This window comes from Nocardioides sp. NPDC127503 (assembly GCF_040302165.1).
GTDB lineage: Bacteria > Actinomycetota > Actinomycetes > Propionibacteriales > Nocardioidaceae > Nocardioides.
In genome coordinates this window covers 1-13,758 of the sequence record NZ_JBEORH010000021.1, presented here as the reverse complement: position 1 = coordinate 13,758, position 13,758 = coordinate 1, and the positions used below count along the sequence as shown (strand labels likewise).

At 35.8% G+C, this 13,758-nt stretch carries 15 protein-coding genes; all 15 read right to left on the bottom strand.

Annotated elements, in window-relative coordinates:
- Position 1: 1 nt before the first annotated feature.
- The 15 genes from ABTW65_RS29000 to ABTW65_RS28935 all read right to left on the bottom strand — a co-directional run bounded on the left by ABTW65_RS29000 (position 2) and on the right by ABTW65_RS28935 (position 13,626).
- Positions 2 to 4,762, bottom strand: coding sequence for a phage tail tape measure protein (locus tag ABTW65_RS29000; protein ID WP_049386822.1), 4,761 nt, complete (start codon positions 4,760 to 4,762; stop codon positions 2 to 4).
- A 28-nt stretch (positions 4,763 to 4,790) separates the two neighbouring features.
- Positions 4,791 to 4,919, bottom strand: a complete 129-nt coding sequence (gpGT, locus tag ABTW65_RS29430) for a phage tail assembly chaperone GT (protein ID WP_396816463.1) — start codon at positions 4,917 to 4,919, stop codon at positions 4,791 to 4,793.
- A 56-nt stretch (positions 4,920 to 4,975) separates the two neighbouring features.
- Positions 4,976 to 5,338, bottom strand: a complete 363-nt coding sequence (gene gpG, locus ABTW65_RS28995; protein ID WP_002485828.1) for a phage tail assembly chaperone G — start codon at positions 5,336 to 5,338, stop codon at positions 4,976 to 4,978.
- A 70-nt stretch (positions 5,339 to 5,408) separates the two neighbouring features.
- Positions 5,409 to 5,594 carry a hypothetical protein gene (locus ABTW65_RS28990; protein ID WP_002456405.1) on the bottom strand — a complete coding sequence of 62 codons (186 nt, stop codon included), beginning with the start codon at positions 5,592 to 5,594 and terminating at the stop codon, positions 5,409 to 5,411.
- 18 nt (positions 5,595 to 5,612) lie between these two features.
- Positions 5,613 to 6,242, bottom strand: a complete 630-nt coding sequence (locus ABTW65_RS28985; protein WP_145466028.1) for a major tail protein — start codon at positions 6,240 to 6,242, stop codon at positions 5,613 to 5,615.
- 12 nt (positions 6,243 to 6,254) lie between these two features.
- Positions 6,255 to 6,659 (bottom strand): hypothetical protein, encoded by a 405-nt coding sequence (locus tag ABTW65_RS28980; protein ID WP_002485830.1) that lies wholly within the window; start codon positions 6,657 to 6,659, stop codon positions 6,255 to 6,257.
- A gap of 4 nt (positions 6,660 to 6,663) precedes the next feature.
- Positions 6,664 to 7,068, bottom strand: coding sequence for a hypothetical protein (locus ABTW65_RS28975; protein WP_049386823.1), 405 nt, complete (start codon positions 7,066 to 7,068; stop codon positions 6,664 to 6,666).
- Positions 7,065 to 7,394 carry a hypothetical protein gene (locus tag ABTW65_RS28970; protein ID WP_002456401.1) on the bottom strand — a complete coding sequence of 110 codons (330 nt, stop codon included), beginning with the start codon at positions 7,392 to 7,394 and terminating at the stop codon, positions 7,065 to 7,067. Before ABTW65_RS28970 ends, ABTW65_RS28975 begins: the two co-directional genes overlap by 4 nt.
- Positions 7,384 to 7,725: a head-tail connector protein gene (locus ABTW65_RS28965; protein ID WP_002456400.1), complete on the bottom strand. Its 342-nt coding sequence runs from the start codon at positions 7,723 to 7,725 to the stop codon at positions 7,384 to 7,386. Before ABTW65_RS28965 ends, ABTW65_RS28970 begins: the two co-directional genes overlap by 11 nt.
- Before the next feature lie 18 nt (positions 7,726 to 7,743).
- Positions 7,744 to 9,102 (bottom strand): phage major capsid protein, encoded by a 1,359-nt coding sequence (locus tag ABTW65_RS28960; RefSeq protein WP_038399451.1) that lies wholly within the window; start codon positions 9,100 to 9,102, stop codon positions 7,744 to 7,746.
- 41 nt (positions 9,103 to 9,143) lie between these two features.
- A complete protein-coding gene (locus ABTW65_RS28955; RefSeq protein WP_502890705.1) occupies positions 9,144 to 9,665 on the bottom strand; it encodes an HK97 family phage prohead protease in 522 nt (173 codons plus the stop codon).
- A gap of 25 nt (positions 9,666 to 9,690) precedes the next feature.
- Complete coding sequence (locus tag ABTW65_RS28950) at positions 9,691 to 10,923, bottom strand: phage portal protein (protein ID WP_038399449.1); 1,233 nt, start codon at positions 10,921 to 10,923, stop codon at positions 9,691 to 9,693.
- Between the two features lie 205 nt (positions 10,924 to 11,128).
- Positions 11,129 to 12,886, bottom strand: a complete 1,758-nt coding sequence (locus tag ABTW65_RS28945; protein WP_499269360.1) for a terminase TerL endonuclease subunit — start codon at positions 12,884 to 12,886, stop codon at positions 11,129 to 11,131.
- A complete protein-coding gene (locus tag ABTW65_RS28940; RefSeq protein WP_038399447.1) occupies positions 12,873 to 13,343 on the bottom strand; it encodes a phage terminase small subunit P27 family in 471 nt (156 codons plus the stop codon). The genes ABTW65_RS28945 and ABTW65_RS28940 overlap by 14 nt, the downstream gene beginning before the upstream one ends.
- A 142-nt stretch (positions 13,344 to 13,485) precedes the next feature.
- Positions 13,486 to 13,626, bottom strand: a complete 141-nt coding sequence (locus ABTW65_RS28935; RefSeq protein ID WP_350666655.1) for an HNH endonuclease — start codon at positions 13,624 to 13,626, stop codon at positions 13,486 to 13,488.
- Positions 13,627 to 13,758 lie beyond the last annotated feature (132 nt).

Genomic DNA, 13,758 nt, shown 5'->3' with positions numbered 1-13,758 from the left:
TTTATAAACCTCCCTGGCTATAAGCAGCGAGTCTTAACCTTGAACCTTGTGCCTGACTTACATCGCGTTCTGAAAAACCTTTCGGTTGTTTTTCAATAGTTTTATTACTTCGTGCTATTTCCATTAACACGTTTATTTGTTTCTGTTGATTTTCTATCATTTGTAGTAGTAATTCTGCATTATCAACTGTATTACTAGTAACATTAGGTGTACGTAATTGGTTAGGTCGTTTATTTCTGTTATTTCCACTAATTTTACTTGCAGCAAGATGTAACAATTTCATCGCATCTGATTGTCTGCTTGGATCTGTAGGGATTACTATCTCAGGGTATCCATCTTCTGCCAAATTATATAATCCAGCAGTGTTAATAACCCCGCCTGTAGCATAAGCATAATCTCCAGCACGTTTAAATGCACTTCTCCAACTCCCCATAATAGGAACCCACTTACCTACAATGTAACGCATAGCAGATATAGCTTCGTCAGTTGGATTTAAGATGTTTCCGTGTCCTGGTTTAGCATATGCTCTAAAAGATGGTTCAATCATTTGGAACATACCTTTAGAAGGCGTTCCTTTTTGTGCGTTGATGTCCCAGTTATTAACCGCATCTGATTGGAAGTTAGACTCACGTTTGGCAACTCTCATCATTTGTTCGGTAATATAAGACGATTTATAACGTCCACCTAAAATAGATTGTGCTTTTTGAATTGCTCTACGTGCGTTTGCAGAACCACTACCACCAACTTTTCCGCCACCGCCATGACCTTTAAGCCATTTAGCAGGGTTTACTGTCCCTCTGTTTGTGATGTCATCATGGCGACCTCTTTCAACTTGGAAGTGTACGTGTGGACCAGTAGTCCATTGACCTGAATTACCTGTTTTAGCCATTGGTTCTCCAGCTTTGATTTTACCTTGTTTTAATATTTTAGATAAGTGCATAAAGAACAATGTGAACTGACCTGTTAAAAGTCGTGCAACAAGTCCTCCACCTAAGTTGTGGATAGCTTTTACATTTCCATCATTGGTAGCATTGATAGTTGTACCATATGGAGCGCCATAGTCAATACCAAAGTGAGCACCACCATTAAAACTATAACCAGGAGCACCACCATTAGGATAATACCCCGTAGTAATTGGGAATTTAGTGAACGAAGAACCATCTCCACCGCCTGCAGAGTCTAAACCTTCATTAAAGAAGTCTTTAATACCATTTTTAAGTTTCTTAATCATAGCTGTCATTAAATCAAATGGTAATGGTGCATTTTTCATAAAGTCTAGGTTAAAACCAACTTTCTCAAAGACTTTATTTACCAATTTCATAGGATGACCTACATAATCAAAAACATCTCCAATACCCTTGATAACAGTGCTAGACACATCTTTAGCTTTATCAAGTGCTTTTGTACCTATGTCTTTTGCTTTGTCAAACGTAGTACCACCTATGTCTCTTGCTTTACCACCAATGTCTTTTACTTTATTAACATCATTTTTTACACCAGAGCTAATAACATCTAATATACCGTCTTTCTTTTTAGTACCTTTACTAAATTTAGGTAGTTTTTTCTTCTTAGTGTCATATCCTGAATTAGATAAAATAGCATGTGTTTGGGCGCCATTATAAACTTCTGATTTCTTAGGTAAGAATGTTAAAGTATCTTTATTAGGAGTTAAAGCTAGTTTTCCATTAGGGTAACGAATCATTTCATTTCTGAATCCATTAGGACCATTACCTTTACCTTTGTCCCCTACTGTTGCCATTGTACCTTTATTGATTTTACCGTTGGTAATATAACTTTGTGTATGCGTAGATTGAGTACCTGTAGATAATTTAATCTTAGGTATTTTATCCATACCTAATTTATCTGCGACCCAGTTAACACCTTTGATTAATCCATTAAGGCCTTTTTTAACGCCTTTAACCATTCCGCCAAAAAGATTCCCAATTTTACCGGTAACTGTTTTGATACCGTCTCTCATTTTATTCATGGTGCCCATAACTTTCGATTTCATGCCATTTACTATAGATACAGTAGTACTTTTAATTCCATTCCATTTCTTGCTCATGAAGCCACCTACAGCATTCATGGTGTTATGAGTACCTTTTTTAAGTGATCCCCAAGCACCTTTGACGCCTGACCATAGAGCTTTCGCTTTATTAACAGTACCTTTTTTAATACTGTTCCATTTAGAACTCATGAAACTGCCAACTGCTTTAAATATGCCAATTGTACCTTTTTTGAGTGCATTCCATGTATTTTTAACTCCAGACCATAATGCTTTTGCTTTATTCACTACTGATTTTTTTATAGCCGTCCAGATTTTAACTGTGGCATTCTTTACAGCATTAAATATTACAGAAACACCTTTTTTTAATGCGTTAAATACAGATAGAACACCTTTGCGCAAAGCTCGAACGATTCCTAACACACCATTTTTTAATGCAGTCCACACTTTAATAGAAAAGCTTTTAATAGCATTAAATATCGTAACTACAATGCGTTTAATAAGGTTGATATTAAATTTTACTTGCGCAACATATGCTTTAATAATTGCTATAACGCCGTTCTTTAAGGCGGTCCAGATTTTAATAGCAGCATTTTTCATGCCATTCCATAAAGCTGATAAGACATTTTTTAATGCTTGAATAGGATGTTGAACAGCAAATTTAATAGCGTTCCATATTATTACAGCACTTCTTTTAATCGCGTTCCAAATGGCAATTGTAGAGTTTTTAATTGCGTTCCAAATATTAATAATATAAGGTTTGATAAAACCAAATATAGCTATTGCAGCATTTTTTATTGAATTCCAAATGCCGATAACTGCATTTCTAAACGAGCTATTTGTTTTCCATAAATGAATAAGCCCTGCTACTAATAATCCGATGGCTGTAATAACTATACCGACTGGTCCAGTCATAAATCTTATTGCTAATCCCAAGCCTTTAGTTGCTAAAGTTGCACCTTTAGTAACTGTAGTCCAAGCTGTTGTTGCAGCTGCAGCAATTTTAGTTTTCATAGCCTGTATTGTCTGAGAAGTGGTTAATGCAGCCACCGCATATCTATAACCATTTGCGATACCACGAGCAGTGGCAGTAACGCCATTCCAAATACCAGTCGCTGCTGCACTGGTTTTAGATAAAAATGATAGTGTTCTCATACTCGTCATTAAAGATCCTAATACTGTTATAGCAGTGCCAATTGTTGATGCCATAACGCCAAAGACCATTAGTAGTGGACCAATAGCTGCGGCGAGTAATCCTACAACTGCAATCGTTTTTTGAACGCCAGTAGGTAAATTAGAAAACTTATTCGCTAATGATGTAATCCATTTAGCAGCTTTATATAACATTGGGGCTAATGCATCACCTAATGAAATCGCTAAACTTTCAATTGCCGATTTCATTTTACGCATTGCGCCACCAATACCGCCTTCCATTTCTTTAGCCATTCTTTTTGAAGCACCTTTAGAGCCGTCTATGGATTTAGTTAGCTTTTTATAATCTTCGTCTGATGCATTGATAACTGCTAATGCACCACTCATAGCCTCTTTACCGAATATTGTACTAGCTGCGGCTGCTTGTTGATCTTTGGATAAACCACCCATTTTAGTTCTAAGCTGGTCCATTACATCTCTCATAGGCAGCATTTCACCGTTGCTATCAGTAATAGATATTCCCAGTTTATCCATTTCGTCTTTCATTGCTTTTGTTGGTTTAGAAAGGTTGGTAAACATTGTTCTTAATGCTGTGCCGGCTTTTTCACCTTTTATCCCAGCATTAGACATCAAACCAATAGCTACTGATGTATCTTCTATCGTGTAACCTAACGCACCAGCAACTGGAGCAGCGTATTTAAACGCTTCACCTAAACCACGTACATCAGTATTAGCTTTCGAACTCGTTTGAGCCAAAACATCAGCAAAGTGAGTACTATCTTTAGCTTTCATGCCAAATGCAGTTAAGTTGTCGGTTACAATATCAGACACGCTTGCCAAATCTTCACCAGATGCGGCAGCTAAATCCATTACACCACCAATACCTTTTAGCATATCTTTGGTGTCCCAACCTGCAAGTGCCATGTAGTTCATCGCTTCAGCAGATTCCGAAGCAGTGAATTTAGTATCTCGACCCATTTGAAGTGCTTTTATTCTAAGTTGGTTAAACTCATCGCCAGTAGCACCAGATGTGGCTTTTACTTTGCGCATAGTATCATCGAAGTCTATACTTTTCTTCATCGCAGCACCAAAACCTGCCACAATTGGTGCGGTAACGTGTAAACTCATGTTACGCCCAACCGACTTCATTGAGTCACCAATAGATTTTATCTTAGGTCCTATTTCAGAAAATGTTTGCCCAAGTCTACCGACAGACGATTTACTTACTGCAATCATTTCTCTATATTTATCTCGCGTTTGGTCGAGTTCGTTTTGTAAATAATTAAGATTGTCAGCTTGTCGACTATATTCCTGCCTTAATTGAGCAGCTTTTTTGCTATTCACACCAGATGCTCTTGCTGCTTCTTGGTATTTTGCTTTCAACGCTGCAACGTTAGCTTTAGATTCTTTGACTGCTTGCGATAATTCTCTAGTTCTTAACTTATATGAATTTAAACTTTTTTCGGAATACTTAAAGTTGTTGTTAGATAGTTTTAAGTCAGCGTTTAATCCTTTGAAACTACGTTTTATTTCCGAAATACTACGTTGAACGCCCATATCTTTCATAGATAGGTCAATCTGCAACCCTTTTATTCTTTCTGGCATCACTCCACCTCCTTACTTATAAAATGTATTACATGAACGCGTCGATCATACTGTTTGTTTTCTTGACGTTTTTCTTATTACTTTCGTCAACTAACTCCATGAAAAAAGCAAAAGGCATATCTAAAATATCGTTAATATCCTTACCGCCTTCTTCCATCATTTTCAACATTAACTTCTTCATATTTTCCTTATGTTCTTTATAATTGATAGGTTTTAAATCATTTTGGCTAGTTGCTTTTTTCTTTCTTCATCCATTTGACCTTGTGCAATAAATTGAATTTGTTGTTGTAACTCTTCTACAGCATCTGGTGCATGCAATCTGTCTAGTAAATCATCTTTTGTAAATTGATTGTTGTAAATATCAACTACCATGTCTAACATTTGATCGATATTTTCTTGCGCAGAAGTGTTCTCATCTGATGCACCGTCCATTAAATCAGCTGCATCATAGATTTTACGAAAAGGAATTTGTGTAGGTGTAATATAAGTGTCGAATTTTGCGTTACCTTCTGAATCAGTTACTGCGTTACCCTTTTTATCGATTTGAATTAATTTAATAAAATTACGTTTAGCCATATTTTAATTGCTCCTTTAATTTTGATTTTTATTTGCAAATAAAAAGAGGACACGAAGTCCTCGATAATAGTTATTCTTCTAATTCTTTGATTAACGCTTTTCCACGTCTGTTGTTGCTTGTAGAAAGCTCTGAAATACGCTCATCAGAGATTTTTTTGTTCGCTGGTTTAGGATAAGTATCTCCAGTATCGTAAACTTTCTTCTTATCCTCTAAATCAATGAATTTGTGTAAAACTTCATACTTATTTTTAGCCATAATCAAACCTCCTGTATGTTATGCGCCTAGTTCTGATTCTGTTCCACTAGATTCTTTTGGATCACTGCTTGGTGCAGATTCGCCAAAAACAGCCTCCCAAATAGCGTCTTTCATAACGGATGTACCTTTAGCATCGTGACCTAATAACATTGCTTTTTCTTCTTCGAAGCCTTTAACTTTAGCTTGCATGAATTCAGCAGTAGTAGAGTCAGAACTGAATTCTACGCCATCTTCTTTTGTATTACCTTCTAATTCAGGGAATGTGAATAATCCTTTAGGTAATCCCACATACTCGCGTGAACCATCTTCCATAGTTTTCGCAAACATAACAGCTACATATGGTGGTGTATCGTTACCAACTGACACGATGCCGTCCTCTGATTTTTCTAATCCGAACAATGCAACTCTGTCCTCTAATGGTAACTTATGGAAACCAGCTTCTACTTCGATTGTTCCGTTAGCAACTGCCATTTCTGCTACTTGGTTATCACCATATGCTTTTTCGATGTCTTGATCTTTGGATACTGAAATTTCTTGTAAATATTTAATGCGTTCTGGATCAGCAACTTTTTTAACGCCACCTTCACCATGCACTTTATAATAAAATTCTGTTAACCCTGTAAATGAACGATAGTTTTTCTCTGCCATATTAAAACACTCCTAAATTTTAAAATATTGTTTACCTTCAAACCTTTTAGTTTGTCGGTAGATACTAAATTCTTTGATATATTCGGGTTTTATTGATGATGTCTCTCCAAAACCTAATACTTCCCACATCATTCGTTGTATTAAAAAAACGAGTCTATCTGATAAGACTCGTCCGTTTACTCCTTGTTTTTGTTTTACAAATACATCTATTTGATAAAAATATTCGTAAGTGAGATTATCATTATCACCAAAATCAGTAGGTGTAGGTGTATCTAATGGATCTATGACAATCACTACATCTTTAATTTCTTGTGCGTTTGGATAATCAAAGAATTTAATATTGTTCTTTTGAACATGATTCATAATTTCTTTGTTATCTATAATCGCTTCGTATATTTTCATTGTGATGTCATCCAATAAATTACACCCTCTTTCTCATTTCTTCTTTTACTGTTCTGAAATACGTTTCTCTGCCTTCACGCATAGCGTTTTCAATAACACCTTTACCAGCTGTATTAACCCACTTTCCAGAACGATCAAAGTGACCATATTCATTTAGGTGGATAATACGATAACGTTGTTTAGGACCTCGCCAATGAATTTTAACGGCCCTTACTCCTTTTATCGTCATCGGCTTTGAAAGTGTAGTTTCTTCTACTGATTCTCCAGTATCTTCAAAACTTTTCATATTACCTTTGATAATACTTACAACTTTATTGCCAGCTTTAGTTAGTGTAAAGTCAGTTATGCGTTTAGTAGCAGATTTACCGTATTTCGTTTCTAAATAGGCGATTATTTCTTTATCACCTTTCAATGTCATAGTCATTCTTCTTCACCCACCACTTTGACATAGTTAGGCGACTTAGCAGGTGCTACATTTTTGACATTAAAAAACAACCCTGCATACATACCATTTTTTATCTCAAATACGTGTTTTGAGCTTGGTATAAATTGAGGTTGTGCATCTCTAATATTTAATGTAACTGACCTTTTACTAAGTTCTAAATTACCTAACTGTACATCTTTTTGTGTTGGTTCGTACATTCCAGCGAAACAACTGTATATTTCTTTTTGTTCATTCATTCCTGCTTCTGGACCATCATTCACAACTTCATAAAAAGTAACTCTGTAATCTAATTGGTTAAGGTTCATCGACTATCACCTCAATGTTATCCTTACGCCATTTAATCAAGCTACTTCTTAATGTCTGAACGAGCTTTACAGAAGATGCAGGTACTTCGAAAGTTTGTTCGTTGGAAGTAGTTGAACGGTTATCGTAGTGATGTGCTACAACATTCAATACTGCAAGGTTAAACAATCCGTTATTTTCATAAAAAGGTTGATCTTCTTCCCTTAAAGATACAGCTGTTTTAATTTCGTTAATCGCACCTGGTAAATACACTTCCATAATTAAGTCATCATCGAAATCATGGTCGACGCGTATCGCTTGTTTAATGGCTTCAACGTCATCTATTTTGAACATTGAAATCACCTACTTTACTTATGCTCCTAGATCCCCACTAGGTTCTGTTGCATCTTCAAACGTTACGAAGAAACCAGCATTTTTATCAGCCTGTTTCACATCGAAACGGAAAGCACCCATTAAGTATTTACCGTAGATTTCATTTTCAATCCATTGAACAGAAACATCTGTACGGTCTGCAAATAACACACCACGTTTTACATCACCGATAAATGCTAGTGCATCTCCATTTTTACCTAACAAGTCATCACGCACAACTGTTACATTCATACCTAACACAGTATTACCTGCAGTGTTGATAATACTGTCTTGTAGTAAATAACGACCGTTACCATCTTTTAATGTATCAAGTTTTTGATAGAAACTTTGTGTACAGATGATTTGGCGGTCATAACCAGGATCTAATTTAACGTTGATAATTTCTTTTAAGTCGTCAACATTAGAAACACTAGTAGGATTGAATGCTTTTAAAACTTCACCAATACGTTCATTTAAAGTGTTGATTTTTTGTTCGTTAATATTTTCAGAAACAATAGCAGTTAAGTTAGCAACTGAATCATCTAATGCTTCTTGTGAAATCGGAATAGATCCACGATAAGTGTCTACTTCCCAAGTGATTGTTTCGAATTCCGGACGAGCTAACTCAGGGTTTTTCTCTAATTCAGCCACAGTGTTGAATTTAGCGTTAGCACGTTTTAAGATCGGGTATTTCCCACTTGCAGTTGATACTGAAGTTTTTTGTACCAATTCTGATAAGTCTTGGACTGTCTTAACTTCTTTTTCAGGAATATATTTAATATCCTCTGGGATAGTTACGCCAACGTCATCAGATTTAACATTGTCACGTTTAGCCCCTTTTGATTTCATGTACTGTTCAAATGCTAGAACTTCTTCGTTTGTTTCTGGGTTTTGGTTTAATTTCGCCATAGAACGTTTCGCTCCTTCTTTTTTGTCTTTTTCTTTTTTTAATTCTTCTTCTGTTGGCTCTTCCACCTTCTCAATTGTAGGTGCCTCTGGTTTCGGTTTTGCTTCAGATTCAGGTTTGTCATCTGGTTTTGGTTTATCATCAGGTTTTTCTTCGTCAGACGGTTTCTCCTCTTTGTCATCAGATGGTTTACTTTCTGACCCTTCTCCAGTGTCATCACCTTTGTTATCTTCGACTTCTGCACCCTCGTCTTTGGGTGGTGTTTCTTCTAACTTAGGTGCTGATGCTTCAATTTCTTTTGAAAGTTGTTCGAGTTCTTCGTACTCTTTCTTTTGAGCATCAATATCAGCTTTTAAATTACGAGCAGTTTCGAGGTCGCCCTTTTCGACTGCTTCTTGCGCTTTAGAAATCAGATTAGCGATTTCTTTTTTGCGGTCATCTAAATTGGCCATGCAATATCACTCCTTATTAAATTTGGGTATAAAAAATAGCCTCACGTTTCAAAACGAAGGCTTTCTAAATCCAATGCTATCTTCATTTGTTCCAACTGTTTGAATTTCTTTAAGTCTTTCGCACGTTGACCGACTTCAACCGATGTATCTTTGTAGGCTGGCACTGTAACAATGCTAACTTCAATCAGTTCATCAATTTTATTTATGGTTTGAACATACTCATTATCTAGGTTTTGCCATGTACGAGCTGTTGAATCATTAGGAGGTAATGTATAGAAGAAACTACACTGATTTACGTTGCCCGCCTTAATATTTTCATAAATATCTCTGGCGTAAGATGTGTTAGGTAGGTGACATTTAAAGTACAAGCCTTTTTCATCTACTTTTAACTCAAGTGTTCCAGCCTGTGTGCGTCCTATAACGTAATTGAAATCATGATTGATTAAACATTTCACATCGCTTATATCTACATCATCTAAGGCGTTAGGTGCTACAATTTCTCTGAACCCACCCAAGTCATCACTCATTATATTAAAGATAATTGCGTACCCCTTAATAACCATATCTTGTGGTCCAGTGTCAACGTTACTATTCGTCATACTCATCACCCCCTTTAATGGAGTTCTTTTCAACTTCTTTGTCAATTTTCGATTTTTGATAATTTTCTAAAGTGTTAAGTGGCGCTCTGTTAAGGTCAACCAATGGTTGTTCACCATGTTCAATAGGTTGATAACCAAATACACTTCTTGCTTCGTCTGTTGAAATAATTCCTTTACTATGCAATTCGGTAATACGTTGTAATTGTAGCTCTGGATCAATGTCGATGAGACGTGATGAATCAAACTCTAATTCGTAACCCGAATCAATAAACTTAAATATTTTTGTTTCGAGTTCTGCAATCATCATTTTAAATATTGGATCTAATGTACTTTGCAAATATTCTAGGTTAGCTTGTGTGATAGATGTGTTTACTGTTTCAATACCTAGCTTCGATACTGGTAAACCAAACGCTTTAGCAACTTGAGATGTACTGAACTTATAACTATTTAAGAAGTTCAATACTTCGGTAGGAATTTGCAACCTGCTGAATTCCATTGTGTCGTCGATAGCAACTAAGCCACTATTGTTTTTTAATTGGCTTTCTGAGAAATTCTTTTTCAAATCTCTTAATTGTTCAGCATTGATTTGCCCTTTTCTATACTTCAATACTGATGTCGAAGTCCCACCATTATCGAAGAAGTTACGTAGGAAGCTCTTAGAACCTTGAGAAATACCAATTTCGTGTGCTAAAGCATACAAAGGACTATAACCCACATATCCATCTAATGTAATGTATCTAAAATGCAATATATCCTCACTGGTTATCTTTGCAGCGTTACCTTCCACATCTTCGCTCACGTTGTAGACAATATCTCCGTCTTTTTCCTCAACTCCTACTAAATCATTATGTAAGAAATAGAAGCCTACGGGGAAATCGTTTTTATCACGTACAATTTCAACAAAAGATTGACCGTTAAGCAGCATATTCGCGATGATTATAAACTTAAAGTGCCAACCCGGTAAGTCCGAATACGGATTGTTATTAAATAGATCCAGTATTTGGTCCATCACTGTATTTGTTTCGTGACCTTTAACTTTCAACTTGGTGCTTGCAATGTCTGCAGATATAATACGTGTAGCAGTAAATACATCACTGTTACGTAGCGCGTTTATACCAACATAGCTTGCATGTGTGCCATGTTCTTGCCAATACAATAATCGTTCTAAATCTCTGTTCATCTTTTCTTGTTTGCTTGTAAATCCTAAATCAAGTAATGGCATCTTTAACTGTCACCCCCTTTCTGACTTATCGAGGTATTGTCGTACGCTTGATTTAAAACGCCTGAGAGGCCTATGAGCAGCAAGCCACCAATAATATATAACGGCTTCCAAAGTATAAATAAGCCATAGAATAGACCTATTAAGCCCACAACGAATAATAGTATTACTACAAGTGCGTATAAGAATTTTTTCATCATCACACCTCCTATAAGAACAATGGCATTAAAGTTTCACTATCCCATTCATGTTCACAAGCCATCACATAAGCGAATATAGTCGACATGAGCGGATCTATCTTTTCTCTATTCATTTTCTTTTCAATCATCAATGAGTCATTAGTATCTTTAGCTACTGCATTTTTTATCGCAATATCTAGTAACGGATTTTTATGATGTTTAATGTCGCCATTAATTACTTTCAATCTAAAATCTAGTATCGGATTAGATAACGTTTGTGGTCCTTGTCTGATTTCTACTAAATCATAAGGCCAATCTCTACGCTCAATTTCTGCAATAACACCATGTATTGAGTAAGGATCATAACATAACGCTTGTACGTCTAATTTATATTGGTCGATATAATCCTCTATATAATTCAAAACTTGATCAGTATTGATAATTCCACTTTGTAAATCGGTAATCGTACAATAACCGTTTTCTGCAATTTGTCTATAATCTATAAAATCTCTATCAATTTTTCCATCTAGTCCACCTTTAGTAGCCACAAACGAATGACTGGTTACATAATACTCTTGATTATCTTCATTAAGATGAACGAACGACACTGCGGTTAAGTCATCAGCACGTGATAAGTCTAGGCCGATATAAGTTTTAGACCCATGTATATCAAAATCTGTTTCATTCTTTTTCCAATCATTGAAATCTAAGTAAGATTCTGTACTTGCTTGTAACCAATAATTGAAGTTTTTAACAAGCACCTTGAACATAGATCCTTTTTTATTAGCCTCTGATACGCGTTTTTCCAAATACTCTTCAATTTGTTCTTTTAAGTCGTCTGATTCATTGATTAATGGATTGGACTTGGCCCATGTTGTTTTATCTTGCCATTCATCTTCCGAGTCTTGTTCATAGATAATCGCAAAGTATTCTGGATCATCATAAATTTCAGCTAAAATATCTTTAGCATAAGGCCATTCATTTACAAACATCGGTGAATTTAAGTTAAAACCTGCGGTACTGATGATAAATATAAGTGATTGGTATAAGTTACCTTGACCTGATTGGATTAATTCGACCATTTCATCTGTTTTCGCTGCATGGTATTCATCAATAACTGCTAGGAATGGTTCGAAACCATCGACTGCACTTGTATCACGTGATAATGGCATAACGAAAGAGTCATCACGCAAGTTATTAAGCAACTCGCGTACTTTTTTAACGTCTTTCTTTAATTCTGGTACTTTTGATACTAAATGCATAAGTTGTTTAGTTACCATGTTGAATACTACGCTTGCTTGTTTCTTGTCATTAGCTGCACAAAATATCTGTCTGCCTTCTGCTGGTTCCCTATCGAATAAAAAAGAATAAAGTACAAGTCCACTTACTAAAAGTGACTTACCTCCTTTTCTTGACATTGAGATAAAAGCTTTTCTAAATCTCAGCATATCTCTGTCTTTCGTGAACCAACCTCTGACATTTGCGACAATGAACTTTTGAAACAATGTCAATTTGTGTATCTTACCTTTTGTATCAGGTAGTGTTTCCATGAATTTAATAACCTTTTTGGCACGTTTAGGTTTATAGATATAATTCCATTCAGGATTATCTATTGACTTGTGTATGTCTTTTAAATGACGAATACAGGCAAGTCTAGTATCCTTACATGTAATGTATGCACCAGATAGAACCATGACACAGTATTTGTATGCATCATCTCTTAAATCATTGGGTATATTTAGAAGCTTTTCATACACTTTAGGTATTTTAACGTTAGTCATCTTCATCAACACCAAATTCATCGTAAACCGATTTTGCTTTATCCTTTTCAACCGGTACAACTAAACGCATACGACTATCAATTGTCATACCCAATTTGCCACATATGCTTATAATTTCTCTTGTAGTATCCATGAATGTGACATATGGTCCTGTTTTACGATGGTTATCTGGTTGATACGTACCAACTTGTTGCATTTCTTGGTATGCTTCGTCACTAATGTCGACTAACTGGCAATATTTCTTGATTAAACCATAATCTAGTTCTGCAATTGGTAATTGTTGTAAAAGAGGAACAACACGCACCCATTCTTTAGCCGCACCTTCGGTTAAATCTTCAGGTAATTTTTTTGCATCAATCTGATCAAACTCATAAAGCCCATTTTCAACGTTTTCTGCTTCTTGTAATTCTTCTTTGGTACGGTGCCCTTGTTTTTGTAGGTTCAATTTACGTGGTCTAGCCATCTGACCACCTCCTTTTGTAAAATTACAACATTAAGTTTTGGGAATTTGGTCGGAAATGAGGCCGGCTCGTTTAACTCGAAACTTAGAGCCACAGGGGGTTTAGAACGCCCCGTTAATTTTATAAGAACATATATTATAAAAATTATTTTTTGTGAATTTTATTGTGACACCCGATACAGACTACCTCTAAATTATCCATATCCAGTCTTTTACCCCAGTCCTCTTTTAGTTCTACCTTATGGTGAACAATCAAATCTTTATCATTCACTATGCCCTTATTCAAACAGTGTTGACACAAGTAATTATCACGTAATAATACTTGTTTACGTAACTTACGCCACTGAGAACTGTTGTAGAACGATGTATACTCTTTGTTGCGCTTATTATGCCTAACCTCTTGGTTATACCTTTGTAC

Bases quoted from the DNA above. Each gene is read 5' to 3' on its own strand.
- ABTW65_RS29000 (WP_049386822.1), bottom strand. From the start codon at position 4,762: ATGCCAGAAAGAATAAAAGGGTTGCAGATTGACCTATCTATGAAAGAT.
- gpGT (WP_396816463.1), bottom strand. From the start codon at position 4,919: ATGGAAGAAGGCGGTAAGGATATTAACGATATTTTAGATATGCCTTTT.
- gpG (WP_002485828.1), bottom strand. From the start codon at position 5,338: ATGGCTAAACGTAATTTTATTAAATTAATTCAAATCGATAAAAAGGGT.
- ABTW65_RS28990 (WP_002456405.1), bottom strand. From the start codon at position 5,594: ATGGCTAAAAATAAGTATGAAGTTTTACACAAATTCATTGATTTAGAG.
- ABTW65_RS28985 (WP_145466028.1), bottom strand. From the start codon at position 6,242: ATGGCAGAGAAAAACTATCGTTCATTTACAGGGTTAACAGAATTTTAT.
- ABTW65_RS28975 (WP_049386823.1), bottom strand. From the start codon at position 7,068: ATGACTATGACATTGAAAGGTGATAAAGAAATAATCGCCTATTTAGAA.
- ABTW65_RS28970 (WP_002456401.1), bottom strand. From the start codon at position 7,394: ATGAACCTTAACCAATTAGATTACAGAGTTACTTTTTATGAAGTTGTG.
- ABTW65_RS28965 (WP_002456400.1), bottom strand. From the start codon at position 7,725: ATGTTCAAAATAGATGACGTTGAAGCCATTAAACAAGCGATACGCGTC.
- ABTW65_RS28960 (WP_038399451.1), bottom strand. From the start codon at position 9,102: ATGGCCAATTTAGATGACCGCAAAAAAGAAATCGCTAATCTGATTTCT.
- ABTW65_RS28955 (WP_502890705.1), bottom strand. From the start codon at position 9,665: ATGGTTATTAAGGGGTACGCAATTATCTTTAATATAATGAGTGATGAC.
- ABTW65_RS28950 (WP_038399449.1), bottom strand. From the start codon at position 10,923: ATGCCATTACTTGATTTAGGATTTACAAGCAAACAAGAAAAGATGAAC.
- ABTW65_RS28945 (WP_499269360.1), bottom strand. From the start codon at position 12,886: ATGAAGATGACTAACGTTAAAATACCTAAAGTGTATGAAAAGCTTCTA.
- ABTW65_RS28940 (WP_038399447.1), bottom strand. From the start codon at position 13,343: ATGGCTAGACCACGTAAATTGAACCTACAAAAACAAGGGCACCGTACC.